This window comes from Streptomyces sp. NBC_01471 (assembly GCF_041438865.1).
GTDB lineage: Bacteria > Actinomycetota > Actinomycetes > Streptomycetales > Streptomycetaceae > Streptomyces.
The window spans coordinates 1,875,150-1,900,901 of record NZ_CP109450.1 but is presented as its reverse complement, the minus strand read 5'-3'; the positions used below and the strand labels follow the sequence as shown (position 1 = coordinate 1,900,901).

Below are 25,752 nucleotides of genomic sequence, written 5' to 3'. Positions count from 1 at the left end.
GTCCTGCGCCGGAACGCCCACGGGATCGCGGCCGTCCTGCCGGTCGGGGAATGCAGGCTGGTCAGGGAATGTCGGCGCGGAACTTCTCCGTCAGGTCCGCGCCCCGGATCACGCCGCCCTGGTGGTACTTGAGACCCCATGCGTCGATCACGGACCCGTCCGCGAACATGCAGGTACCCATGATCTGATCGGTGCTGGTCGCTCCCTCGGGGCCCCAACCGCCCGAGTCGGTGGGCCTGTTCCCGAACATGGCGGTGCCGTTGATGCCCTGGCAGTAGGCGACCGAGGGATTGCCCGGGCCGGAAGGGCCCGCAGGCTTGCGCACGTAGGCGAGGGCGGCAAGAGTCGGCGTCTTCGAGGCAAGCGAGTCGGCGGAGATCATGATCTTCGTCTTCTTCTTCGTGTCCGTGAAAACACACATCTCGCGCTCTCCGCCCAGCGGACTGAGCGTGCCGCCGGCCGTGGCGTAGTAGGGGACACGCGTGACGGCGTGGCCGCCCTGCTGCTCGCACCACCGAGCCGCGGAGACGGTGTGCCCAGCGGTCCTGGCAGGGGCGTCCGAGGAGTCGGCGGCCTGGGCTGCTGCCGCGCTGCCCGAGACGAGCAGGAGGACACCGGCGGCGAGGGCGTGCGAGCGCTTCATGAGGGCTCCCGGGGGCTGTTGTGTGTTGGGGCGCGCTCATCCTGTGCGGTCCGCTCCCGGAGGGGCAACGCGCTGCGCCGAAATGACGGGACCTCGCCGTGACACCCCACTGGCCTGGGGCGCACGACGGTGTGATCCAGCCAGTAACAACCGCGTAATGCCGCACGGCTTCCGCGCGGTGTCCACGGTCACCTGGACGTGCCCGGGGCTTACGGGGCTAGGGTGACGGTTTTATGGGGCTGCTGCGTATCCGTCTGCTGGGAGGGTTCGAGGCCGTACGCGACGGAGAGGTGCCACAGCCCGTCGCCCACTGGCCGCGGCCGGGGGCTCGCACCCTGGTGAAGCTGCTCGCCGTGACCCCGGGGCACCAGCTGCACCGCGAGGACGTGATGGCGGTGTGCTGGCCGCACGCGGAACTCTCCGCGGCCCTGCGCAGTCTGCGCGTCGCCCTGCACGCCGCACGGCACGCGCTGGAGCCCGAACTCGCGCCCCGGGCCACCTCGTCCTATCTCGTCACCGACGGCCCACTGCTGCGCTTCGCGCACGACGCTGTCCAGGTCGATGTCGACGAGGCGGAGCGTCTCGCCCGGCGCACGCTCGAAGCGGGCGAGGTGCAGGCACTGAGAGCCGCCGCGCGGGCGTGTGCGGGCGATGTCCTGCCCGAGGACCGCTACGCGGCCTGGGCCGAGCCGTGTCGCGAGCGGGTAGCGGGGCTGCGCGGCCAGGTGGCCGCCGCGCTGGCGGCGCGGACGGGCGGCGCGGAGCACCGGGCCGACGACACCGCGCACATCCGGCTGGACTGGGCGCTGGCGCTGGCGCTGGACCGTTCGGGCCGCTATGCGGAGGCGGTGCGCGTACTGCGCGAGGCGCTCGACCTGTACGTGGAGCGGGGACGCCGGGACGACTGCGTACGGGTCGCCGCGCGGCTGGCCGAGGCGCTGGCGCGCACGGGCGGCGAAGGGCCCGCGCGAGCCGTGACCGTACTGCGCCGGCACGCTCCGGAGGCCCGCACTCCCCCTCTCGCACGGGCCGCGCATCATATGGCCGCGGCCAGGGTGCTGTCGTACACGGGTGACTACGCCCAGGGGCTGGCGTCCGCGCGCGAGGCCGAGCGCTGTGCCGACCAGGCGGCGCCGCAGCCCGCCGAGGCCGGCGCCGGGACGGGCGGCGGCGGTGAGGCGGTGGCGCTGCGCGTGCGCGCGCTCGCCCAGCAGGCCGTGTGCAGCGGCCTGCTGGGGGATGTGACGCACGCCGGTGTGGTGGCGGAACGCGCGCGGGAACTGGCGGAGGAGTCGGGCGACACGGCGCTGCTCGCGCATGTCCTGTCCGTGTCGCGGGAGAACGCCCGCCGTACGGGCCGTCCGCGCGAGGCACTGCGGCACGGGGCGCGGGCGCTGGCTCTCGCCGAGCAGGGCGGGCGCCCGACCGCGACCTCCTTCGAGCGCGCGAACCTGGCGGAGCTGCATCTGATGCTCGGTGAGCAGGAGGAGGCCGGACGGCTGGCACGGGCGGCGGTCGCCGTGGCCGAGCCGTTCGGGGGGACGGCCCTGGCGTTCGCGCTCGCCGCACTGGCCTCGGTGCGCGCGCAGGCCGCCGATGGCCAGGGCCCGGCAGCCCTGCTGGACCGGGCCGAACGCTGTGCCCGGGACGGCGGACATCTCCAGGCACTGGAGAAGGTGCACGCCGTACGCGCGGCGTGCGGGATACCGGCCGCCGACCCCGCGTGACCCCTGGTCCGGCTACCGGCACCGACGCCCCGTCGGGCAACAGCCGACGGTCGGCTGCCGGTCGCAGGCTCTGTGCGAGCGAGCCGGCCACCCGGGCAGGACGGGGTGGGGCACCGGAGTGACCCACCCCGCCGGCAGGCGGTCAGCTCTTGCCGAGCATCTCGGACGTGAGGATGGTGCCGCCCACGCCCCAGCCCCCGTCGGGAACCTCGTCGATGACCACCAGTGTGGTGGCCCGGGCGCGCTCGCCGTAGACATCGGCGTAGGCGTCGGTGACGGCGTCGACGAGCTTCTTCTTCGACTCCTGCGTCAGGGTTTCCGCGGGGACCTTGAGGTTGGCGAAAGGCATGGTCGTTCCTGCTCTCTGATGGGTTGTTCGGTGAGCCGAAAGGGTGTGGGGCGGCGGGGGCCCGGGGCGAGGGGTGCCGCGGGTGTCAGACGATCCCGCCGTTGGCGCGCAGAACCTGACCGTTGATCCAGTGCCCCGCGGGGCCGGCGAGGAAGGTGACGGCCTCGGCGATGTCCTCGGGGGTGCCGAGCCGCTCCAACGGGGGCTGTTTGGCGAGCCGTTCGATCGTGGCCTCGTCCTTGCCCTCGAAGAACATCTCGGTGGCCGTGGGACCGGGGGCGACCGCATTGACCGTGATGTCGCGACCCCTCAGCTCACGCGCGAGGACGAGCGTCATCGCCTCGACGGCGCCCTTGCTGGCGACGTAGGCGCCGTAGTGGGGGAACTGCAGACCCACCACCGAGGTGGACAGGTTGACGATGGCGCCCCCGTCCCGCAGACGGCGCGCGGCCTCCCTGGCCACGACGAAGGTGCCCCGGATGTTGGTCCGGTACAGGTCATCCAGGACGGTGAGGTCGAGGTCCGCGATGGGTGACAGACCCATCCGCCCCGCGGAGTTCACGACGACATCGACTCCGCCGAACTCCTTCTCCGCCGAGTCGAACGCCGCCGCCACCGCGTTCTCGTCGGCCACATCGGCCTGCACCGATATGGCCCGGCCCCCGGCGGCGGTGATGGTCCCGGCCACCTGGCGGGCGGCGTCGGCCGACCCCGCGAACCCCACGGCAACGGCGTAGCCGCGAGTGCCGAGGGCGATCGCTGTCGCCCGGCCGATACCGCGGGAACCGCCCGTGACCAGGGCGACACGCTGTTCTTTCATGACCCCTCCCTTGCGTATCGCTGATACCGATGTTCGGAATCGACGATAGGGCGACGCTAGCACGGAGCCTCTATCGGCGCTAGCCAAGTCGCGTATCGTTGATTCCATGGATACGGATGCGAAGATCCGCGCGGCGATGATCGAAGCCGCGCTGCAGCAACTGGCGGGCTCTTCGGACCATGACGTGGCCACCCGTGCGGTCTGCGAAGCCGTCGGTGTGACCCAGCCGGTCCTCTACCGGCTGTTCGGCGACAAGCGCGGACTGCTCGACGCGGTGGCCGACCACGGCTACGAGCGATACGCCGCCCTCAAAGCGGCTCAGGAGCAGACCGGGGACCCGGTGACCGACCTGCTGGCCGGATGGGACGGTCACACGGCCTTCGCGAAGGAAAATCCGGCGCTCTACCAGCTGATGTTCACGCCCCGGCCCTGGTCGCACTCCACCGCCCGGCGGCGCGTGTTCGACCTGCTCGTAGCGGCGCTCGTCCGCTGTGCGGCGGTGGGCGCCCTCAGAACCGAACCGCGGACCGCCGCCGAGCTGATCCTGTCCGCGAACGTCGGCAGCGCGCTCCATCACATCGCGGCTCCCGCGCTGTTCGACGACTCCACGGTGTCGCACCTGATGCGCGACGCCGTGTTCTCCCGGGTGCTCACCCGGCCGACCGGACACGACGAGGGGGACCCCGTGCACTCGGCCGCCCTCCGTCTGCACGCCCAGCTGGAACTGAACGGCACCGACGCCCTCGAACCCGTGGAAACCGCCCTGCTGCTCCGCTGGCTCGCCCGCATCACCGGGCCGGGCTCCCGCCAGGGGGGGTTGAGCGGCCCTGAGGATCCGGGTGGGCCCGGCCTTCGTTGTGGCCCCCGCTTCGGAACGGGCTGAGCGCGAGCGGGTCGCGGTGCCGGCGGCGCGGGCGGGGGCGGCGACGGGGCCGTGATCAGGCGGACTTGACGGCCGAGATGTCGAAGGCCAGCTTGACCTTGTCGCTGACCATGACGCCGCCGGTCTCCAGGGCGGCGTTCCAGGTCAGGCCCCAGTCGGAGCGCAGGATCTCGGTGCTGCCCTCGAAGCCGACGCGCTGGTTGCCGTAGACGTCGGTGGCCGAGCCGTTGAACTCCAGGTCGATGGAGAGCGGCTTCGTGACGTCCTTGATGGTCAGGTCGCCGGTGATGCGGTACGTGTCGCCGCCGAGCTGCTCGGCGCGCGTCGAGCGGAACGTCATGTGCGGGAACTGCTCGGCGTCGAAGAAGTCCCCGCCGCGCAGGTGTCCGTCACGGTCCGCGATGCCGGTGTCGATGCTCTCGATCCGGACGTCGATGGCCGCGGTGGACTTCGACGGGTCCGAGCCGTCCAGGTGGAGCGTGCCCTCGTGCTCGGTGAAGGAGCCGCGCACGTTGGTCACCATGGCGTGGCGCACGGTGAAGCTGATGGCGCTGTGCGCCGGGTCGATGCCGTAGTCACCGGACAGGGCGGCCAGGGCGGGGTCCACCGGGAGGGTGGCGTTGGTGGCCGGGGCGGTGGGGGACTTGCGGTTGAACAGAGCCATGGCTCCTCCTCGGGTGGTGGCTGGTGCGGGACCGGCGTCGCAAGGTTGTTTAACCTTCAACGAGATTCACTGTAGAGGCATCTGGTTCAAAGTTCAACATCTTCGGGAAGCGGGTCCGCGGACGGGTGTGGGGGATGGACGCGCGGATGGATGTGCGGTGCATCCTGACGGCCCTCTGGCGGACGCGCGTAGAACTGCGGCACTATCTGACCCGCTCCACCTGCACAGCCGGCCCCGCAGACATCACGGTCATCAGCAGGAGGGAATCCCCCATGAAAAACCGCCCGGTCCGCCCGGCGCTCCCGGTGCGCCCGCTTCGCCCGGTCCGCCCGGTCCGCCCCGTCCTCGCCGCGCTCGCGCTCGTCCTCGGCGTCCTCCTCGCGCCGGGCGTCGGCGTCCTCGGCGGTGCCACCGACGCCTTCGCCGCGACGAAGATCAGCCACGCCACGGCCACGTCCATGTTCCGCTCGTCCGGCATCACCTGGTCCTCGTCCGGCGGCTGCTCCGACCGGAACGTCGCGACCTGCACCTCCTTCGACCAGCTCAACCTGGCCACCGCGCAGGGCGCCCAGACACTCAAGGGCGCGCTCGGCTGCGGGGTGAACATCACCGGAGGCACCGAGACGGGTCACGCGTCCGGCACGTACTCGCACTGGAACGGCTACAAGCTCGACATCGCCAAGACGACCTGCCTGACGAACTACGTCAAGAACACGTTCACGTACATCGGCCTGCGCGGTGACGGCTACCCCCAGTGGAAGTCCGGGGCGGGCAACGTCTACGCGGACGAGGGCAGCCACTGGGACATCACGTTCTACAACTGCGGCGGCTGCTAGGCCTGTCCGGGGGAGTCCGCCGAGTCGCGCCGGCCTCCGGGCTTGGACTTTCGGGCAGCGGCTGTTGGACTGCCGCTGCCCGTAAGGGCGTTGGCCGTTGACCGGGCGGCCGGGGCACGGATACCCAGTGACCATGCCCCGAAGACACAGATCCGCATGCGCGCTCGTCGCCGCGTCCTCCGCCGTATTCGCCCTGGCCGGCCCCCTGTCGCCCGCCTCCGGCGCCGCGCCCGCGGCCGGCGCCGCCGGGGGTGAGGCCGTCATCGGCTCGGCTCAGCTCTCCGTGGCCGTTGCCAGGGACTTCCCCCGGATCGTCTCGTACACGGACCGCGGCACCGGATCGCGGCTGCTCGCGGGCGTGCGGCCGGTCACCGCCGTCACCCTCAACGGCAAGGCGTACCCGGTCCAGGTGAAGGGCGCGCCCGCCGTCCGGGCCGCGTCCGCCGCGTACACCCTCACCTTCGCCGCCCTGCCCGGGGTCGAGATCGACGCGAGGCTGTCCGTGTCGGGGCGGGCCACCACGTTCAAGGTGACGGCCGTACGGGACACCGCGGCGTTCCGGGTCGGGACCATCGACATCCCCGGCCAGGACCTGGTCTCGGTGGGGTCGGACGACGCGGGAGCGGCCACCGCCTTCACCCGGCTCGACGCGGACTCGACCCGTACCGCCGATGTCTTCGGCAAGGTCACGGCGGACACCGAGCCCGACGCCTCACCGGTCGGCTCGACGTACGCCATCGTCAGCACCGGCCGGCTGGCCGCGGCGGTCGAGTCCAACTCCTCGTACGACAAGCCGGCCGGCGCCACCGGCGGCGACGCCGCCCGCTTCTGGCACCAGGCGCGGAAGGAGGCCGACGGCAGCGTGCGGGTCGGCGTCCGGTCCGGGCAGTGGACCTACCGGGGCGACGGCGCCGCGAAGCCGGAGACCGGGAACAACCTGCCCTGGGCGAAGGTCGTCGTCACTCCCGACGCCAACGGGGACAAGACCGTCGACTGGCAGGACGGCGCCGTCGCCTTCCGCACGATCGCCATCGAGCCCAAGGGCGGGAACGAGACCCCGGACCGGGTGATCACCCACATCCCGTTCAACTTCGCCAGCCAGGCCACCCACCCCTTCCTGCGCACGCTGGACGACGTCAAGCGCATCTCGCTCGCCACGGACGGACTCGGCCAGCTGGCGCTGCTGAAGGGCTACCAGTCGGAGGGCCACGACTCGGCGCACCCCGACTACGGCGGCAACTACAACACCCGGGCCGGGGGCCTCACCGACCTCAACAGGCTGCTCAAGGACGGCAAGAAGTGGGGTGCCACCTTCGGCGCGCACATCAATGCCACCGAGGCCTACCCGGTCGCCCACCACTTCGACGACAGCCTGGTCGACAAGAGCGCGCAGGGCTGGAACTGGCTGGACCAGAGCTACTACATCGACCAGCGCCACGACATCAACAGCGGCGACCTGACGCGCAGGCTCCAGCAGCTGCGGAACGAGACCGGCCCCAACCTCTCGCTGCTCTACCTGGACGTCTACTACACCCACGGCTGGATCGCGGACAAGACCGCCGAGGCCGTGCGCAAGCAGGGCTGGAACCTGGCGTCCGAGTGGGCGGACAAGTTCGAGCGGGACACGCTCTGGTCGCACTGGGCCAATGACCTGGACTACGGCGACGCCCACAACAAGGGCCTCAACTCGAAGATCATCCGGTTCATCCGGAACGACGAGAAGGACGTCTGGAACGACGATCCGGTCCTCGGCCAGACCGCCATCCAGGAGTTCGAGGGCTGGACGGGCGAGACCGACTGGACGAAGTTCTACGACACCGTCTGGCAGAAGGACCTTCCCGCCAAGTACCTCCAGCACCAGAAGATCACCCGCTGGGACGGCGACGACATCACCTTCACCGGCGGGGTGACCGGCACGGTCAAGGACGGCAGACGCGCCGTCTACGACCACGGGCGGCAGGTCGTCGACGGGAGCGACTACCTGATCCCGTGGGACGGCGGCAAGAAGCTCTACCACTACAACAAGACCGGCGGCACGACCAGTTGGGAGGTGCCGGGGAGCGGTAAGTACACCGTCTACAAGCTCACCGACAACGGCCGCACCAAGGTCGCCACGGTCAGGCCGGCCAAGGGGCGGATCACTCTGACGGCGGCCGCGGGTCAGCCGTACGTGCTCTACCCGGACCGCGCCCCGGCCCAGGCCGGCCCCCGCTGGGGCCAGGGCACCCTGGTCAGGGACCCCGGCTTCAACGACGCGAAGCTGAGCGACTGGCAGCGGACCGGCACCGCCGTGCGGGACACCGACAGCCAGGGCCGCAACAGCGCGGCGCTCTCCGGCAGCGGCACGGCAGCCGTCTCCCAGAAGATCAAGGGACTCAGGGCCGGAGCCCGCTACTCCGCCTCCGCCTGGATCGAGGTGCAGCCCGGCAGGTCGAGACGTACGACGCTCTCGGCGGGCGGGAGGACGGTGGCCGTCGAGCGGTCGACCGCGAAGAACATGGTCGCCGCGTCCGACTGGCACGGCACGTACTTCCAGCGGGCCGCGGTCCACTTCACCGCGCCGGACAACGGCGCCACCACGCTCCGGATCGAGGCCGCGAAGGGCTCGGCGGCCACGGTCCGGCTCGACGACATCCGGGTCGTGGCGAACGCACCCGCGGTCAGGGCCGGGACGGTCGCGTCCGAGGACTTCGAACACGTCGACCAGGGCTGGGGCCCCTTCCTCAAGGGTGACGCGGGCGGCGACACCGACCCCCGCACCCACATCGCGCAGAAGCACGCCCCGTACACCCAGGCAGGGTGGAACGGGAAGGCCGTCGACGACGTCATCGGCGGCGGCCAGTCGCTGAAGTCGCACGAGGAGAACACCGGCCTCGTCTACCGGACCGCGCCGTGGACCGTCCCGATGACCGAAGGCCACGTGTACCAGGTGCGGTTCGACTACCAGTCGAGCGACGCGGACGCCTACGCGTGGGTCGACGGCTACGACCGCACGACGGGCTCCGGCGCCGCGTCGGTGCAGACCCGGAGCACCCCACTCGGCAGGCAGCGGACCACCGGGCACTTCAGCGAGCGGCTCACGGCCGGGTGCGGGGACACCTTCACCGGGCTGCGCAAGGCCGAAGGCGCTCCGGACGGGGCCGACTTCGTGCTCGACGACTTCACGGTGACCGACCTGGGCCCGGCGGCCGAAAAGGCAGCCTGCGGCACGCTCTCCGTCGACCCGGCCGGCCAGCCCCTGGAACCGGGTGCGAAGAACAAGGTCTCGGTCACCTTCACCAACTACGAGGCGACGGCCGCGACCGGCGTCTCGGTGAGCCTGGACCTCCCCGCCGGCTGGAGGGCCGAGCCCGCGGGGCCGGTCACCTTCGACACCGTCGCGCCGGGCGCCGGGGCCACCGGCAGCTGGCAGGTCATCCCGCCGGCCGACGCCGCCCACCAGCCCTACGAGCTGAAGTCCACCGGCTCGTACACGGTCGGCGGCAGCACCCGGAAGCTGACGGCGTCCGCCCCGGTGCGCACGCTCCCGCCGCCGCCCACCACGGACAGCTACGCGAGCGACCTCGACTGGACGTCCATGGAGAACGGCTGGGGACCGGCCGAGAAGGACATGGACAACGGTGAGACGGCGGCGGGCGACGGCACTCCGCTGACCATCGGCGGCACGGTGTACGCCAAGGGGCTCGGCACCGCGTCGCCCGGCACCATCCGTTACTACCTGGGCGGCCGCTGCACCTCCTTCACCGCGCAGGCGGGTCTTGACAGCTCGCAGGGGACGCGCGGCAGCGTGCGGTTCAGCGTGGCCGCCGACGGGACGGAGAAGGTGAAGTCGCCGGTGCTCAAGGGCGCCGACGGCGCCTGGTCGCTGACGGCCGACGTGGCCGGGGCGAAGTACGTCGACCTGGTGACGGGCGACGGCGGCGACGGGCCGGGTAACGACCACGCGGACTGGGGCGACGCCCGCTTCCACTGCGGCGGCTGACCGGCTGACCGGCCGGGGGAGCGCGGGCCGGGGGTCGGCCGGGACCTGTCCGAGCTCGGCCCGGGCCTGGCCGAGAAAGCGCTTGCTCCCGGTTCACGGTGATCCGGGAGCAAGCGCTTTCTGTTCATGTTGTCCAGACCATTGCCCGGCCGTTGAGGCCCTGCTACACCAGCGGATAGCAGATCCACGCCCCCTGTCTCCGGGAGTCTCCAGTGCCCTCGCTGCCCCCTTGGTCCCGCCGTACGTTTCTCGCCACCGCGGGCGCCGGTGCGCTCACCCTGACGGCCGTGCCGTACGCGAACGCCGCCCCGTCCGCCGCCGGGACGGCGACGGCCGCCGCCGAGGGCTCCGACGACGAGTTCGCGACGCTCCGCGGCCGCTGGCTGGACCTGGCGCTCGGCACCGGTTACGACGCGACCGCCGAGCCGTACGCGACCCAGCTCAAGGCGACCGGCCAACTCGCCACGACGTTCCGGGCGTCGATGGCTCCGGCGGACAAGTCCCTCTGGCCGGACTCCCCGTTCGACCCGCCGGCCGGCATCACCCAGAGCTACACCCGGCTGTGGACGATGACCCAGGCGTACCTCCAGGACGGCACCGGGCTCACCGGCGACGCCGGGCTGCTCGCCGATGTGATCACCGGCATCGACCATGTCTCCGCGAAGATCTACAACACCACGACCACGGTCTACGGCAACTGGTGGGAGTGGCAGATCGGCAGCCCCCGGCTGCTGATGGACCTGGTGGCCGCCCTCCACGACCACCTCACCGACACGCAGATCCAGGCCGCGTGCGCGGCCGTGGACCACTTCATCCCCGACTCGGTGCTCGCCGACTACTCCGGCACATCGACCGGCGCCAACCGGGTCGACCTCTGCCGCTCGGTCGCCATGCGCGGGGTGAACGGCCGCTCCCCGGAGAAGATCGCGCTGGCCCGCGACGCGCTCTCGCCCGTCTTCCCGTACGTCACCAAGAGCGACGGGCTCTACCCCGACGGCTCGTTCATCCAGCACACGACGATCGCCTACTCGGGCACGTACGGCCAGGTCATGCTGGACGGCCTCGGCCGGCTCTTCACCCTGCTCGCGGGCTCCACCTGGGACGTCACCGATCCCAATCGGCAGATCATCCTGGACAGCGTCGAGAACGCCTACGCGCCGGTCATCTACAACGGCCTGGCCATGGACAGCGTCAACGGGCGGGCGGTCAGCCGCGGTTACCTCGCGAGTGACGACCAGCACGTGATGCGCAGCGACCACTTCCACGGGAAGGGCCTGATCGCCGCCATGGCGGTGATAGCGGGCGGTGCGTCCGATGCCGAGCGGCTGCGCTGGCAGGGAATGATCAAGGGCTGGATCGAGCGGGACACCACGACCCCGATCCTCACCTCGCCGCAGTTCGGCGTCGCCGACCTCTCCCGGCTCCGGGCGGTCGCCGACGCCCCGGTGGCGGCAGCCCCCGAACCGGTCGCCCACCGCCTCTTCACCTCCATGGACCGCGCAGTACACCGCCGCCACGGCTGGGCGGCGAACATCTCGATGTCCTCCGAGCGGATCTCGTACTACGAGTGCGGCAACGGCGAGAACCCGCACGGCTGGCACACCGGCGCCGGAATGCTCTACTGGTGGCCCGGAAAGCAGGCGAACGACCAGTACACGGACTGGTTCTGGCCGACCGTCGACCCGTACCGGATGCCGGGAACCACCGTGTCCACCAAGCGACTTGCCGACAATGCGGGCGGCGAGTGGGGCGCCGCCAAACCAGCCGTCCAGTGGGTGGGCGGAGCGAGCGACGGGGAGTTCGCGGCCGTGGGCCAGCAGGTGAAGGGGCTGCTCTCCACCCTCCAGGCCCGCAAGTCCTGGTTCTGCGTCGCGGACACCGTGATCTGCCTGGGCGCGGGGATCACCGCCACCGACGGCGTCCCGGTCGAGACGGTGGTCGACAACCGCAACCTCGGCGCCGACGGCAAGGGCGCGTTCACCCTGGACGACCGCCGCCGTCCGCGCTGGGCGCACCTCGCGGGCCACGGCGGCTGGGTCTTCCCCGGTGGTACGGACGCGCTGCACACCCTGCGCGAGGCCCGCACCGGGGCCTGGCACGACATCAACACCACCAGCTCGACCGAGCGGCAGACCCGGACCTTCCAGACCCTCTGGCTCGACCACGGCACGGACCCGGTGGACGCCTCGTACGCGTACCTGCTGATGCCCGGCGCCTCCCGCCGTACGCTCGCGGCCCGCGCTGACGACCACGGCTGGCTGGAGGTACTGGCCAATACGGCGGCCCGGCAGGCGGTCTCCGTCCGCTCGCTCGGTCTGACCGCCGCGAACTTCTGGCAGGCGGGTAAAGTGGGCCCGCTCACCGCCTCCGCTCCGGCGAGCGTGCTGGTGCGGCGCAAGCAGCGCACCGCGACCCTGCACATCAGCGAGCCGCCGCGGACCGGAAAGCCGGTGGAGATCGTCTGGAAGCAGCCGGTACGCCGGGTGACCAGCGCCGATCCCTCCGTGCAGGTGGTCTCGACCGGGCGGTCGCTGCGGCTCCGGATCACCCCGGGCACGGCGGGCGCGACCCACGCCTGCGAGATCGTCCTCGGCTGACCGGCCGCCGGAGGGCCCGGCCGCGCTCCTGTCCCGGCATGGGACCGCCCTCGGGAACTCTTGTGGGAATCCCACAACCCAGAGTGGTCCTGGACTGGCACTTCGGCTGCGCTGCCGGGCTCTTCTGTCCAGGCCGACCAGGAAACTGGCCCGGAGACTGTACGAAGTGCACTGCGCGTTTTCTTGGTGCAGTTCGTAGGGTCGGAACATGACCGTTTTGGACGAGACCGCGGGCGAGCCCACCGACGCACGTGGACGGGTGGCCGAGCTGCTGGCGCTGCGCGAGCAGGCCAGGCGCGGGCCCAGTGAGCGAGCGACCGAGGCCCAGCACGCGAAGGGCAAGCTGACCGCGCGCGAGCGCATCGAGCTGCTGGTGGACCCGGGCTCGTTCAAGGAGGTCGAGCAGCTGCGCCGGCACCGGGCGACCGGCTTCGGCCTGGAGGCGAAGAAGCCGTACACCGATGGTGTGATCACCGGCTGGGGCACGGTCGAGGGCCGCACTGTCTTCGTCTACGCACACGACTTCCGGATCTTCGGCGGCGCGCTGGGCGAGGCCCACGCGACGAAGATCCACAAGATCATGGACATGGCCATCTCGGCCGGTGCCCCGCTGGTGTCGCTGAACGACGGCGCGGGTGCCCGGATCCAGGAGGGCGTCTCGGCGCTCGCCGGGTACGGCGGGATCTTCCAGCGCAACACCCGCGCCTCCGGTGTCATCCCGCAGATCAGCGTGATGCTCGGCCCGTGCGCGGGCGGCGCGGCCTACAGCCCGGCGCTCACCGACTTCGTGTTCATGGTCCGCGAGACCTCGCAGATGTTCATCACGGGTCCGGACGTGGTGCGTGCGGTGACGGGTGAGGAGATCACCCAGAACGGGCTCGGCGGCGCCGACGTGCACGCCGAGACCTCGGGCGTCGCGCACTTCGCGTACGACGACGAGGAGACCTGCATCGCCGAGGTCCGCTACCTGATCTCGATGCTGCCCTCCAACAACCGGGAGAACCCGCCCTCGCACCCCAGCGAGGACCCGGCCGAGCGCCGCTCGGACGTGCTGCTCGACCTGGTACCGGCGGACGGCAACCGCCCCTACGACATGCACAAGGTGATCGAGGAGCTCGTCGACGACGGCGACTTCCTGGAGGTCCACGAGCGCTGGGCGCGCAACATCATCTGCGCGCTGGCCCGGATGGACGGCCAGGTCGTGGGCATCGTCGCGAACCAGCCGCAGGCCCTGGCCGGTGTGCTGGACATCGAAGCCTCCGAGAAGGCCGCCCGCTTCGTCCAGATGTGCGACGCGTTCAACATCCCCATCATCACGCTGCTGGACGTGCCCGGGTTCCTGCCGGGTGTGGACCAGGAGCACGGCGGGATCATCCGCCACGGCGCGAAGCTGCTGTACGCGTACTGCAACGCGACCGTCCCGCGGATCTCGCTGATCCTGCGCAAGGCCTACGGGGGTGCTTACATCGTCATGGACTCCCAGTCGATCGGCGCCGACCTCACCTACGCCTGGCCGACGAACGAGATCGCGGTGATGGGCGCCGAAGGCGCGGCCAACGTCATCTTCCGCAAGCAGATCGCCGACGCCGAGGACCCCGACGCCATGCGGGCCCGCATGGTCAAGGAGTACAAGGCCGAGCTGATGCACCCCTACTACGCGGCCGAGCGCGGCCTCGTGGACGACGTCATCGACCCGGCCGAGACCCGCGAGGTCCTCATCGCGTCCCTCGCGATGCTGCGGACGAAGCACGCCGACCTGCCCTCGCGCAAGCACGGCAACCCGCCGCAGTAATCCACAGCCACAGCACGTCTCAGCACGACTCAGTAAGGGGAAAGACCTTGAGTACTCCCACCGCCGCAGCATCCCTGCTCCGTGTCGAGAAGGGCCACGCGGAGCCGGAGGAGCTGGCAGCGATCACCGCGATCCTGCTGGCCCGCGCCGGCAACCGCCCCGAGGCACCGGTGCACACGCCCCGCACCACGGCCGGCTGGCGCCGCCTGGAGCGCACCCCGGGCTTCCGGGCCGCGCACTCCTGGCAGGGCTGAGCCCGGCCGGACCGGGGCTCCGCCACCGGCCCGCACACAGCGGAAGGCCCGCACCCTCTCCGGAGGGTGCGGGCCTTCCGCCGTGTGCGGGCCGCCGTTACCGCAGGCGGGCCATCAGCGCATGCTCGACCAGCGTGATCAGCGCGCTCTTCGCGTCCGCGCGGTGTCGTGCGTCGGTGGTGAGGATGGGGGTGTCGGGGCCGATCTGGAGTGCTTCCCGTACTTCGTCGGGGGTGTAGGGCTGGTGTCCGTCGAAGCCGTTGAGGGCGATGACGAAGGGGAGTCCCGAGTTCTCGAAGTAGTCCACCGCCGGGAAACAGTCGGCGAGACGACGGGTGTCCACCAGCACGACGGCTCCGATGGCGCCGCGTACGAGGTCGTCCCACATGAACCAGAAGCGGTCCTGTCCGGGGGTGCCGAACAGGTAGAGGATCAGGTCCTGGTCGAGCGTGATGCGTCCGAAGTCCATGGCCACCGTGGTGGTGGTCTTGTCCCCGGTGTGTGTGAGGTCGTCGATGCCCGCCGAAGCGGACGTCATGACGGCCTCGGTACGCAGCGGGTTGATCTCCGAGACGGCGCCGACGAACGTGGTCTTACCCACGCCGAAGCCCCCTGCCACCACGATCTTCGCGGAGGTAGTGGAGCGGGCTGCACCGCCGCTAGAGCTTGCGAAGTCCACTGAGCACCCTTTCGAGCAGTGTCACGTCTGGCTGGCCGCCGACGGCATCGTCGCCGCCGGGCTGATGAATGGCGACAAGCCCGGCCTCCGCCAGATCGGCGACGAGGATCCGGGCGACGCCGAGAGGAATCGTAAGAAGTGCCGAGATCTCGGCAACAGACTTGATCTCGACACAGAGCCTGCAGATCCGCTGGTGCTCGGGCAACTGCCCTTGCAGCTGTGACGGTTCTGCCGTGGTGCTGACCAGTGCCTCGATGGCGAGCTGGTAACGCGGCCGGGTCCGGCCGCCGGTCATGGCGTACGGGCGTACGAGGGGATTGCGGTCCTGAGCCGGAGCCGGGTCGGGCTCCGGCTTCCAACTCGGCTGCACGGGCTGGATGCGCGGCGGCTGGTCGTACGGCGACGGGGGCTGCGGCTGCTGGTGCTGCCTGCCGTGTCTGCCGGGCGTGGAGGGAAAGTCGAAACGGTTCCGGTCGAACTCTCCCGGAACCTGCTGCTCACCGTAGTAAGGGTGACCGCCTGGGGGTGTTGCCACGTTTCCTCCTCCGACTGCCCGTCGCTGATCCTGTGGAGCCGCGCCACCGCACCTTATGGCGCGGTGGCGAGAAACGCACTGTCTGTTTGCTAGTTGAGAAGACTGCCCTGCAGTTCGGCACGGAGATCCGGGGTCAGGACACTGCCCGCACGGTCCACCAGAAGGGCCATCTCGTAACCCACCAGGCCGATGTCGGCCTCGGGGTGAGCGAGGACGGCCAGCGAGGAGCCGTCGGAGACGGACATGATGAAGAGGAAGCCGCGCTCCATCTCCACGACGGTCTGGTTCACATGACCGCCCTCGAAGATCCGGGACGCCCCCGCGGTGAGCGAGGTCAGCCCGGAGGCCACGGCCGCCAGCTGGTCGGCACGGTCACGCGGGAACCCCTCGGACATCGCCAGCAGAAGTCCGTCGGCGGAGACCACCACTGTGTGGGACACCCCGGGGGTGTTGTCCACGAAGTTGGTGATCAACCAGTTCAGGTTCTGCGCCGCCTGGCTCATCGGGCTCACACTAACGCTCCTGGTTGTAGGTGCTGTCAGGACCGCCGTGGTGATTCCCGGTGGCCTGACCGTTCGTGTCACTACCTTCGTTGCGCCCCCGCAGGACACCGCGGCGCAGGTTGCTCAACCTGCCCCGGACGTCCTCGGGTGCGCGGGAGACCTGGGGGCCGCCCTGCGGGGTCTGCTCAGCCTTGCCCTCGACCAGGTTGGCCTTGGGCACCCGCCGGGGGAGACCGGAGGGAGTGACCCCGCCCGCCTTCGGCTCGCGCAGCTTGTCCGCCCGCTGCCAGCGGTCGTCGTTCGACGAACGCCAGTCGGCCGGCCGGCTGCTCTCCCCGCTCTCTGCCCCCTCGTTCTGCTCCTCAGGATTCTGCTGTCCGGCCGGAGGCCGACCGGAGTTCTGCTGACCGGACTGGTGTGCTCCGGGGGCCGGCTTCGGGGCCTGCTGCTGACCGCCACGGCGGGGAAGGCCTGCGTCGGTCAGTTCGTGGGAGGTGCTCGGAGACGGTCCCGGACGGTCGAAGCCTACGCGTTCGGGAGCGGCCGCGGGAGCGCCCTGTACAGATTCGGCCTCGGGCTGGTACGCCGACCCGAAACCGTCCTGGTACGTGGCCTGACCAGCCCAGTCACCCTGCTGGGGCTGCGGCTCGAACGTGCTGTCGTACTGCGGCTGCCAGCCGTCGGACGCCGGGTGGCCGGAGCCCGCACGGGCGCCGTCCTGATAGCCGTCCGGGGCCGGGTGAGCCGCATAACCGTTCTGGTCGTACTGCGCTTGCAGCGGCTCCTGGCCGTACTGCTGGGCGTAACCGTTGACATCCTGCGGCGGGTGCTCCTGGCGTGCGTACTGCTGCCCCTGCCCGTACTGCTGCTCCTGCGCCGGCACTTCGTCGCGGAACAGCGGCCGGCCGTCGCCGTGGTGCGGGCCATCGAGCGCCGCGCGGCGCTCCTCGCGCATCAGCGAGCGGTTGACCGGGTCAAGGCGGCGCGGTTCGCTGTCCCCGTAACGGGTGTCGTCGAAGCCGAGTTCGGCGGCCGTCCGCTGCGAAGCCTGCGGGAAGGACTGCTGCTCCCGCGGCTGCTGCTCCGGGATGATCGAGGAGACGCTGAAGTCGTCCGCGGGCAGCTGCTCGCCGCCACCGCCGTGCGTGATGGCGTCCGGGAGCATGACCAGCGACGTGGTGCCCGCCTGCTCACCCGAGGGGCGCAGCTGCACGCGTACGCCGTGCCGGTCGGCGAGGCGGCCGACCACGAACAGCCCCATGCGCTGCGAGATCGCCGCGTCCACGGTCGGCGGGTTGGCCAGCTTGTGGTTGATGTCCGCGAAGTCCTCGGCCGTGAGGCCGATGCCCTTGTCGTGGATCTCGATCATCACCCGGCCGTCCGGCAGCCGGGTCGCCGTGACGCGCACCTTGGTCTGCGGGGAGGAGAACGTCGTGGCGTTCTCCAGCAGCTCGGCGAGCAGATGCACCAGGTCGGTGACGGACTGGCCGTGGATCTCGGTCTCGGGCACCCCGGTCAGCTCGATGCGCTCGTACGACTCCACCTCGGACGAGGCGGCCCTGAGTACGTCGACCAGCGGGACGGGCTGGTTCCAGCGCTGCCCCGGCTCCTCGCCCGCCAGCACGAGCAGGTTCTCGCCGTTGCGGCGCATCCTGGTCGCGAGGTGGTCGAGCTTGAAGAGGCTCTCCAGCTGCTCGGGCTCGGCCTCGTTGTTCTCCAGGTCGGTGATCAGGGTCAGCTGGCCCTCGATGAGCGACTGGTTGCGGCGCGAGAGGTTGGTGAAGATCGCGTTGACGTTGCCCCGGAGCATGGCCTGCTCCGACGCGAGCCTGACCGCCTCGCGGTGCACCTGGTCGAAGGCGCGCGCCACCTCGCCGATCTCGTCCTGGGTGTGGATCGGAATGGGCTCGACCCGGGTGTCGACCCGGCCCGGTTCGGTGCGTGAGAGCTGGTCGACGAGCATCGGCAGCCGCTGCTCGGCCACGCCGAAGGCGGCGGTGCGCAGGCGCCGCATCGCCCGGCTCATCTGGCGGGCCATCATCCCGGCCAGGACGAAGGCGACCAGGAGGGCGACGAGGACGACGGCGCCGTCGGTGATGGCGTCGTTCTTCGCGTTGTGCGAGATGGTCGCCGCGTCCGCGACCGCCTTGTCGACCAGGTTCTTCTCGACCGTGCTGTAGCCGTTGAACCTGGTACCGGCCGCGATGGCCCAGGACTCGGAGTCGATGCCCTTGGCCTTCAGCGCCGCGGGGGTCCGGCCCTTGCCGATCTCGGCCGCGATGCCGTCGAACATCGAGCCGCCCTTGGCCGGCGGGGTCACATAGTGCTTCTTCGCGCCCTTGGCCGTCTCCCGGTCGCGGGACACGTAGTTCTTGGCACTGGCGGCCTGGTCGGCCATGGCCGACCGCAGCGCGGTGGCGTCCTCCTCGGTGCCGCCCGAGACGTACTCCTGGAGGGCGATCTGCTCCAGGTAGTTGTACGAGTTGAAGGCGACGACCTGCGCCTGGAAGGTCGTGGGGTCCTGGCTCGGGCGCACCAGCAGATGCGTACCGATGGAGCGCTGCAGCGACTCCGCGGCCTGGGCCAGCTGGATCGCGTAGACCGTGCGCCCGTAGCTCGTGATGTTGCCGGTGCCGAGGCCGAGTTCATTGGAGAACTCCATCAGCGAGTGCTGGACCTTGACGTAGCCCTCTTCGGTCTTCACCGGGTCCATCGCCTCGGCGTACGCCGTCTTGCGCAGCGTGGCGAGGGTGGGCTCCTCCGCGCGGAAGAGCTGGAGGCGGCGCTGAAGGCCCTTGGTCTTCGGCAGGGCCTTCACCGCGGTGTCGAAGGACCTGGCGGCGGCGTCCGTGCGGCTGTAGGCACGCTTGACGTCGAAGCTGTCGCGGTGGTTGGACAGCAGCGGCTCCGCGCTGTCGTCACGCTCCTGGAGCAGCGCCTCGCTGTACGCCGAAGCGGCCCGTACGACGAGAGCGACCCGCTCGGCGTCCCGTGCGCCGTTCCAGGTGGTGATCGCGCTGCTGACCTGGAATCCGCCCATGACGAGGCCGACCACCACAGGGATCAGCAGAATGGCGTTGAGCTTCGTGGGCACACGCCAGTTGCGCGGCGCCAGCCGGCTGCCGCTCGTACCGGTGTCACCGCCCACGGCAGCGGCTCCGGACCGGCCGGCAGGAGACGTCACCGACTGCGACGGCGGCGTGAAGTTCCCCCGCGCCTGCTCCGCCGCGGAGCTCTTCCTGCTTCGCCTCACTCGACCAACAACCTCTCGGCGTCGGCACCCACGGTGTGCCGTCTATCGTTCAGAGCCGTACTCGGACCGGCCGTCGAACGGTGACGGTCCTACTCGGGAGTTCGCCGAATTCCAGCACGTCGGGCGGCGTGGCTCCAAACAGCTGGAACCCGCCGCTCCGAGTGTCGTACGCCTCAGATAAAACGGTCAAACAGAGCGAGCCGCGCCAAAAGCAGGGACCGATGTGAGCAGAGCGGCACCGTGCGGATGCAACGGGTGTCCGCAGTCGATGAATTCTCTGTCGAAACGTTATGAACATGGGGGCGGATCGTGTCAAAGACCACAGTCCGCCCCAGATTGGCTACGGCAACTGCCGTAGAAGGACGACTACTTGAGACGTGCCATCAGTGCGTGCTCAACGAGTGTGATGAGTCCGCTCTTTGCATCTGCGCGGTGTCGTGCGTCGGTGGTGAGGATGGGGGTGTCGGGGCCGATCTGGAGTGCTTCGCGTACTTCGTCGGGGGTGTAGGGCTGGTGTCCGTCGAAGCCGTTGAGGGCGATGACGAAGGGGAGTCCCGAGTTCTCGAAGTAGTCGACCGCGGGGAAGCAGTCGGACAGCCTGCGGGTGTCGACGAGGACGACGGCGCCGATGGCGCCGCGTACGAGGTCGTCCCACATGAACCAGAAGCGGTCCTGTCCGGGGGTGCCGAACAGGTAGAGGATCAGGTCCTGGTCGAGGGTGATGCGTCCGAAGTCCATGGCCACCGTGGTGGTGGTCTTGTCCCCGGTGTGTGTGAGGTCGTCGATGCCCGCCGAAGCGGACGTCATGACGGCCTCGGTACGCAGCGGGTTGATCTCCGAGACGGCGCCGACGAACGTGGTCTTACCCACGCCGAAGCCTCCCGCCACCACGATCTTCGCGGAGGTGGTCGATCTGGCCGTCCCGCCGCTAGAGCTTGCGAAGTCCACTGAGCACCCTTTCGAGCAGTGTCACGTCCGGCGTGCCGCCGGCCTCTCCGTTGCCCGGCTGGTGAATGGCCACCATGCCGGCCTCCGCCAGGTCGGCCACGAGGATCCGCGCCACACCCAGGGGCATCGAGAGCAGCGCCGACACCTCGGCCACCGACTTGACCTCGCGGCACAGGTGGCATATCCGCTGGTGCTCGGGGAGCAGGCCCGCGAGGTGCACCGGGTCGGCCGTGGTGCTGACCAGTGCCTCTATGGCGAGCTGGTAGCGGGGCCGGGTCCGGCCGCCGGTCATGGCGTACGGACGTACCAGGGGCTGGTCGCCTTCACTGTCGTACGACGCGTCGTGCAGCACGCCGTACGGATCGTGAGAGGCGGGGGGCGGGGTCATGGATCCTCCGGGCGTGACAGCGATGAATCGGAGTGCCGTCTGACTGGGCCGGTGGGGGGCGGGAAGCGGCCGGACGGTAAGTGATGAACGTACGGGCTGAACCTGTGGGGGACGATTCTCTAGTGGAGCAGGCTCCCCTGGAGTTCGGCGCGCAGGTCCGGGGTGAGGACGCTGCCCGCGCGGTCGACGAGCAGCGCCATCTCGTACCCGACCAGGCCGATGTCGCAGTCCGGGTGGGAGAGAACGGCGAGGGAGGAGCCGTCCGAGACCGACATGAGGAAGAGGAAGCCGCGCTCCATCTCCACCACGGTCTGGGCGACTTCGCCGCCTTCGAAGATCCGGGAGGCGCCCGCGGTGAGCGAGGTCAGCCCGGAGGCGACGGCCGCCAGCTGGTCGGCACGGTCACGCGGAAAGCCTTCGGACATGGCCAGCAGAAGTCCGTCGGCGGAGACCACCACTGTGTGGGACACCCCGGGGGTGTTGTCCACGAAGTTCGTGATCAACCAGTTCAGATTCTGCGCCGCCTGGCTCATCGGACTCAACTAGTGCTCCTGCTGGTGTGAGGGGCCGGTTCCGGCCTGGCGACCCTGTTGGATGCCACGCCGGAGATTGGTCAGCCGGCCGCGTACGTCGTCGGGCGCACGCGAAACCTGCGGACCGGCCTGGTGGGCCTGCTGCTGTGCGGTGCCGGGCACCAGATTGGCGCGCGGTACGCGTCGGGGCAGACCGGATGTGGTGACACCACCGGCAGCGGGCTTCTTGGCCCGCTCGGCCTGCCGTACGAGTTCGTCGTTGGGCGATGCCCGCCAGTTGCTGCCGGGGGCAGTCTGGGCCATGGGGTCGCGGGGCGGTGCCGCGGAAGCGGCCGGCTCGGGCTGCTGGGGAGCGGCCGGTTCCTGCGGCTGCGCGGCCCTCGCGGACTGCGCGCCGTGGAACCAGTTGGTCTCCAGGGTGTCGTAGAGCGGGGTACGTCCGTCGCCCGGGTCGGCGGCCGGCGGCAGCGCTTCGTACTGAGGCTGCGGGGGCAGGCTCTGCGGCGCGGGCGGGCGCGGCGCGCCGAAGTCGGCGTCGGCACGGTCACGCTGGTGCGGGGCGCCGCCGGGGGCCTCCGAAGGGGCGGGCGGGCGCGGGGAGTTGAAGCCCCCGAAGTCCGACAGCTCGGCTCGCGGGAACTGCGCGGTGGACGCGGGATCCTGCTGCTGGCGGTCCTGGTACGGGTCCTGCTGCTGGGGGTCCGGGTACCGGTTGTCCTGGTATCCGCCGTCCTGGAAGCGCTCTTCCTGGAACTGGCTGTCCTGGAACCGGCCGTCCTGCTGCTGGGGCTGCGGTGCCTGGGGTATCTGCGGCTGGGGTATCTGCGGGCGCCGCTGCGGGCCGCGGACATCCGGCCGCTCGAAGACGTCGGAACGCTCGAACTGGCCGGTGCGGCCGGGCGGCGGGCCGTTGAAGTCCGGACGCTGGAACTCGGCGGTGGAGCCGGGGCCCTGGCGCTCGGCGGAGAGCCGGTCGTCGGCCTGGCGGCCGTTGCCGAAGGGGTCGTCCGCCGGGGAGCGCTCGCCGGACTGGCGCAGCGGGCGCATCGGCTGGCGGTACTGGGCACCGGAGCCGCTGATGGCGGAACCGCTGGTACCGGCGCCGAACGCGCCGGATCCGAACGCACCGGAGCCGTTCGTGCCGGAGCCGTTCGTGCCGGTGTCCGGGTCCTCGTGGCCGCGCGGCGTGTCCTGGGCCCCCCGCTGCGGCAGTTCATTGCCCCAGCTGGTGGTCTGCGCGCGCTGCGGCTGCTGCGGCTGCTGCGGGTTCTGCGGCGACGGCGGGCCGCCGGCCTGAGGCTGCGACGGTGCACCCGGGTTACCGCCGGGCAGCTCCGCGCGCGGGCCGCCGGTGGGCGGCAGCTGCTGCTGGCGTCCGGCCGGGGGCTGGAACATGCCGTCCCCGGGCTGCTGCGGGCCGTTGCCGCCGCGTCCGGGGGCCTCGCCCCGGCCGCCGCGACCGCCCTGGGCGGCCCGGCGCGGCATGGGTGCCCCTGCGCCGAAGGCGTTCACCGCCGGAGCGGGGGCGGAGCCGCCCTGCGGCAGCCCCTGCTGCTGCGGACCGCCGGGCTGGATCGAGCGGTCGCCGTCGCGGGCGGGCAGCGCGGCGCGCGGACCCGTACCCGAGACCTGACCACGCGGGGCACCGGCACCTGCACCGGCATGGCCCGGGGCGCCCGCGCCCTGCTGCGGCGGACCCTGCTGCGACTGGCCCAGCTGCTGCGACTGCTGCTGGCCACCGGGCATACCCGGCTTGGCCGGAGCCTTCTTGCCGCCCTGCGCGACGTCGACGGGCAGCATGACCAGCGCGGTCGTACCACCGGAGTCGGAGGGCCGGAGCTGGATGCGGATGCCGTGGCGCAGCGAGAGGCGGCCGACCACGAACAGGCCCATGCGGCGGGAGACGGAGACGTCCACGGTGGGCGGCGACGCGAGCCGCTCGTTGATCGCGGCGAGATCCTCGGGGGAGAGGCCGATACCGGTGTCGTGGATCTCCACGAGCACCCGTCCGTCGGGCAGCGCGTGACCGGTCACCCGGACCTTGGTCTGCGGCGAGGAGAACGAGGTGGCGTTCTCCAGCAGCTCGGCGAGCAGGTGGACGAGGTCGTTGACGACGCGTCCCGCGACCTCGGTCGCGGGCACCGCCGCCAGCTCGATGCGTTCGTACTGCTCCACCTCGGACGCGGCGGCGCGGAGCACGTCGACCAGCGGCACGGGGCGGGTCCACCGGCGGCCGGGCTCCTCGCCCGCGAGGACCAGGAGGTTCTCGCCGTTCCGGCGCATACGGGTCGCGAGGTGGTCGAGCTTGAAGAGCGAGGACAGCTGGTCCGGGTCGGCCTCGCGGGACTCCAGTTCGGAGATGAGCGAGAGCTGACGCTGGATGAGGCCCTGGCTGCGGCGCGAGAGGTTGGTGAACATCGCGTTGACGTTGCCCCGCAGCATGGCCTGCTCGGAGGCGAGCCGGACGGCCTCGCGGTGGACGTCGTCGAAGGCCGTCGCGACCTTTCCGATCTCGTCCCTGCTGTGCACACCGACGGACTCCACGGAGGTGTCGACGTCCTGCGGGTCGGTCTCGGAGAGCTGCTTGACCAGCTCGGGAAGGCGCTCACTCGCGACCTTGGTCGCGGTGTCCTGGAGCCGCCGCAGCGAGCGGATCATGGACCGGGCCACGACATAGGCGCCGACCAGCGAGACACCGAGCACGAGCACGATGAGCGCGGCGTTGATGATCGCCTCGCGCTCCGCGTCGTTGCGCAGCTCGCGGGCCTTCTGCTCCATCTCGCCGAGGAGCGTGGCCTCGATGGTCTTCATGGCCGTGATGCGGTTGCTGTCCGCGTCGTACCAGTCCTTGTACGAACGCGGGGCCTGGCTGTCCAGACCGCCCGTGTTCTCCAGGACGTGCTTCGCGTACAGGTTGGCCGCGGTGATCTCCGGGTTACCGGTGTCCAGCGGGGCGGTCAGCGCCGCCGCGTTGCCCGCGTAGACCAGCTTGAAGGACTTGAGCTCGTCCTCCTCGCTCTGCATCGCGGACTTGGCGAAGAGACGGTCGCTCTCCGCCAGGTGGCCGTGGCCCTTGTTGCTCGTCGGCAGTGCGGCGGCGATGACCGCCCGCTGGATCGACGCGTACTCCTTGGCGGAGGAGAAGGCCGCCAGAGCGCGGGTCCGCTTGATCATCTCGGGGTTGGCCGTCGCCTGGGCCATGTCCTGGGAGAGGCCGAGCAGCGAGTCGATCAGTTCGCTGTACTCGTTGACCGTCTGCGAGGTGGTGGCGTCGCCCTGGTACGCGTCGGCGCGGATGGCCTTGAGCCGGGTCAGCTTGGTGGCGATGCCCCGGAGGCTGCCGCGGATCGACTCGATCGAGTCGTCGCGGTTCGCCTTGTCGAAGTTCGCGGTGCCCGCGAGGAAGGCCTGGTCGGCGAGGTCGGTGCGCTTGCGGGGCTCTTCGACGTTGAAGTCGTTTGCCTTCGCGCCGTGCGACAGCGGACCCGCGGACTTGTCGCGCTCCTCCTGGAGCGCGGCGGCCAGCTCGGTCGCCTGCTTGGTCATCTGGGTGAGCAGCTGCATGTGGTCCAGCTGCTGCATCTTGTCCAGCGAGTCGCTGATGCGCAGTCCGCCCAGAGTGGTCGCGGCGACCACGGGCAGTGCCAGCAGGGAGACGAGCCTGGTGCTGATGCGCCAGTTGCGCAGAGCCATCCGTGAGCCCGTGCCGGCCTGGCCCTTCGGCTTCGGCGCGGCCGGAGCCGAAGGGGTGGTACTCGGCTCACCGCCGCCGGCCGTGGTCTGGCGGTGATTCTGGGGGGTCTGGGCGTGCTGGGCCGAGGAGCCGCGGTCGGATCCGCCGCGAGGCTCCTGTTCAGCCGCGGCTTCCCCTCGACCCTGGCGGGCCTGGGGAGACCCCATGCCATCCCTCTTGAAACGTCCCTGCACTAGCGTCGCAACCTCTGGACCAGGCGTTCCCCCGCACAGGCGGCGGAACGGTGTCGAGTCGTGGGGCGCGGCGCGCCCCATGGTGGTCGTCAGTGACCGGCGTGTTCTCCCCCTTTTACCGCCGCCACTCGGCGCTGCGTCGCGCGCTTCGTGCGCCGGCCTGCCTGTGTTTTCACAAAGACTGCGCGGCAGTGCGTGGAATTCCAGCACAGCGACGGATCTCCAACAAGGCCCGAGTGCGGGGATGTGACCTTATTGACACGGCGTGAGCGGCACATCACCAGGCGTAGAAATTGTTCCCGGATGAATCGGACTTTTGTTTACGTACTGCTTACGGGCCAGGGGTGTCCCAGTCGCGATGATCAGGGGCGGAATGCACGGTTCGCATGGGTAATGTCCGCTTGCTGCACGGGTATTGGGTGACCGTAATGCCCTAAAT

General features: G+C 70.6%; 19 protein-coding genes. 7 read left to right on the top strand and 12 right to left on the bottom strand.

Annotated features, from left to right (window positions below):
- Positions 1-61 precede the first annotated feature (61 nt).
- Positions 62-643 carry a hypothetical protein gene (locus OG285_RS08370; protein WP_371790625.1) on the bottom strand — a complete coding sequence of 194 codons (582 nt, stop codon included), beginning with the start codon at positions 641-643 and terminating at the stop codon, positions 62-64.
- Between the two features lie 233 nt (positions 644-876).
- On the opposite strand from OG285_RS08370, the gene OG285_RS08365 reads away from it, so the two are divergent.
- The gene (locus tag OG285_RS08365) at positions 877-2,370 is read left to right on the top strand and encodes a hypothetical protein (protein ID WP_371790624.1); all 1,494 of its coding nucleotides are present in this window, start codon (positions 877-879) and stop codon (positions 2,368-2,370) included.
- Positions 2,371-2,512: 142 nt separating this feature from the next.
- Here the strand turns inward: OG285_RS08365 and OG285_RS08360 are convergent, their stop codons facing one another.
- Together OG285_RS08360 and OG285_RS08355 are read right to left on the bottom strand one after the other, a co-directional pair.
- Entirely contained in the window at positions 2,513-2,719 is a 207-nt protein-coding gene (locus OG285_RS08360; protein WP_356836861.1) for a 4-oxalocrotonate tautomerase family protein, read from the bottom strand.
- 85 nt (positions 2,720-2,804) lie between these two features.
- Complete coding sequence (locus tag OG285_RS08355; RefSeq protein ID WP_371790623.1) at positions 2,805-3,539, bottom strand: SDR family oxidoreductase; 735 nt, start codon at positions 3,537-3,539, stop codon at positions 2,805-2,807.
- Between the two features lie 106 nt (positions 3,540-3,645).
- Here OG285_RS08355 and OG285_RS08350 point away from each other — a divergent pair, with 106 nt between their 5' ends.
- Positions 3,646-4,422 (top strand): TetR/AcrR family transcriptional regulator, encoded by a 777-nt coding sequence (locus tag OG285_RS08350; protein WP_371790622.1) that lies wholly within the window; start codon positions 3,646-3,648, stop codon positions 4,420-4,422.
- A gap of 55 nt (positions 4,423-4,477) precedes the next feature.
- On the opposite strand, the gene OG285_RS08345 is transcribed toward OG285_RS08350, so the two are convergent.
- Positions 4,478-5,086 carry a YceI family protein gene (locus OG285_RS08345; RefSeq protein ID WP_356836855.1) on the bottom strand — a complete coding sequence of 203 codons (609 nt, stop codon included), beginning with the start codon at positions 5,084-5,086 and terminating at the stop codon, positions 4,478-4,480.
- Positions 5,087-5,358: 272 nt separating this feature from the next.
- Here OG285_RS08345 and OG285_RS08340 point away from each other — a divergent pair, with 272 nt between their 5' ends.
- From OG285_RS08340 to OG285_RS08320, 5 genes are all read left to right on the top strand, one after another.
- On the top strand, positions 5,359-5,922 hold the full coding sequence (locus tag OG285_RS08340) for a hypothetical protein (RefSeq protein WP_371790621.1): 564 nt from the start codon (positions 5,359-5,361) through the stop codon (positions 5,920-5,922).
- 133 nt (positions 5,923-6,055) lie between these two features.
- On the top strand, positions 6,056-9,904 hold the full coding sequence (locus tag OG285_RS08335; RefSeq protein WP_371790620.1) for an endo-alpha-N-acetylgalactosaminidase family protein: 3,849 nt from the start codon (positions 6,056-6,058) through the stop codon (positions 9,902-9,904).
- A gap of 212 nt (positions 9,905-10,116) precedes the next feature.
- The gene (locus OG285_RS08330) at positions 10,117-12,501 is read left to right on the top strand and encodes a polysaccharide lyase 8 family protein (protein WP_371790619.1); all 2,385 of its coding nucleotides are present in this window, start codon (positions 10,117-10,119) and stop codon (positions 12,499-12,501) included.
- A gap of 208 nt (positions 12,502-12,709) precedes the next feature.
- Positions 12,710-14,293 carry an acyl-CoA carboxylase subunit beta gene (locus OG285_RS08325; protein WP_371790618.1) on the top strand — a complete coding sequence of 528 codons (1,584 nt, stop codon included), beginning with the start codon at positions 12,710-12,712 and terminating at the stop codon, positions 14,291-14,293.
- A gap of 47 nt (positions 14,294-14,340) precedes the next feature.
- The gene (locus OG285_RS08320; RefSeq protein WP_356837230.1) at positions 14,341-14,547 is read left to right on the top strand and encodes an acyl-CoA carboxylase subunit epsilon; all 207 of its coding nucleotides are present in this window, start codon (positions 14,341-14,343) and stop codon (positions 14,545-14,547) included.
- Positions 14,548-14,644: 97 nt separating this feature from the next.
- Here OG285_RS08320 and OG285_RS08315 read toward each other — a convergent pair whose 3' ends face one another.
- The 8 genes from OG285_RS08315 to OG285_RS08280 all read right to left on the bottom strand — a co-directional run bounded on the left by OG285_RS08315 (position 14,645) and on the right by OG285_RS08280 (position 25,286).
- Entirely contained in the window at positions 14,645-15,226 is a 582-nt protein-coding gene (locus tag OG285_RS08315; RefSeq protein WP_014048542.1) for an ATP/GTP-binding protein, read from the bottom strand.
- Positions 15,207-15,761, bottom strand: a complete 555-nt coding sequence (locus OG285_RS08310) for a DUF742 domain-containing protein (RefSeq protein ID WP_356837175.1) — start codon at positions 15,759-15,761, stop codon at positions 15,207-15,209. The genes OG285_RS08315 and OG285_RS08310 overlap by 20 nt, the downstream gene beginning before the upstream one ends.
- An 89-nt stretch (positions 15,762-15,850) precedes the next feature.
- Positions 15,851-16,264: a roadblock/LC7 domain-containing protein gene (locus OG285_RS08305; protein WP_164260062.1), complete on the bottom strand. Its 414-nt coding sequence runs from the start codon at positions 16,262-16,264 to the stop codon at positions 15,851-15,853.
- A 10-nt stretch (positions 16,265-16,274) separates the two neighbouring features.
- Positions 16,275-19,517 carry a nitrate- and nitrite sensing domain-containing protein gene (locus tag OG285_RS08300; protein ID WP_371790617.1) on the bottom strand — a complete coding sequence of 1,081 codons (3,243 nt, stop codon included), beginning with the start codon at positions 19,515-19,517 and terminating at the stop codon, positions 16,275-16,277.
- A gap of 366 nt (positions 19,518-19,883) precedes the next feature.
- Complete coding sequence (locus OG285_RS08295) at positions 19,884-20,465, bottom strand: ATP/GTP-binding protein (RefSeq protein ID WP_371790616.1); 582 nt, start codon at positions 20,463-20,465, stop codon at positions 19,884-19,886.
- Positions 20,446-20,853 (bottom strand): DUF742 domain-containing protein, encoded by a 408-nt coding sequence (locus OG285_RS08290; protein ID WP_164259976.1) that lies wholly within the window; start codon positions 20,851-20,853, stop codon positions 20,446-20,448. Before OG285_RS08290 ends, OG285_RS08295 begins: the two co-directional genes overlap by 20 nt.
- A 119-nt stretch (positions 20,854-20,972) precedes the next feature.
- Positions 20,973-21,386 carry a roadblock/LC7 domain-containing protein gene (locus OG285_RS08285; RefSeq protein ID WP_164260060.1) on the bottom strand — a complete coding sequence of 138 codons (414 nt, stop codon included), beginning with the start codon at positions 21,384-21,386 and terminating at the stop codon, positions 20,973-20,975.
- A gap of 9 nt (positions 21,387-21,395) precedes the next feature.
- Positions 21,396-25,286 (bottom strand): nitrate- and nitrite sensing domain-containing protein, encoded by a 3,891-nt coding sequence (locus OG285_RS08280; protein ID WP_371790615.1) that lies wholly within the window; start codon positions 25,284-25,286, stop codon positions 21,396-21,398.
- Positions 25,287-25,752 lie beyond the last annotated feature (466 nt).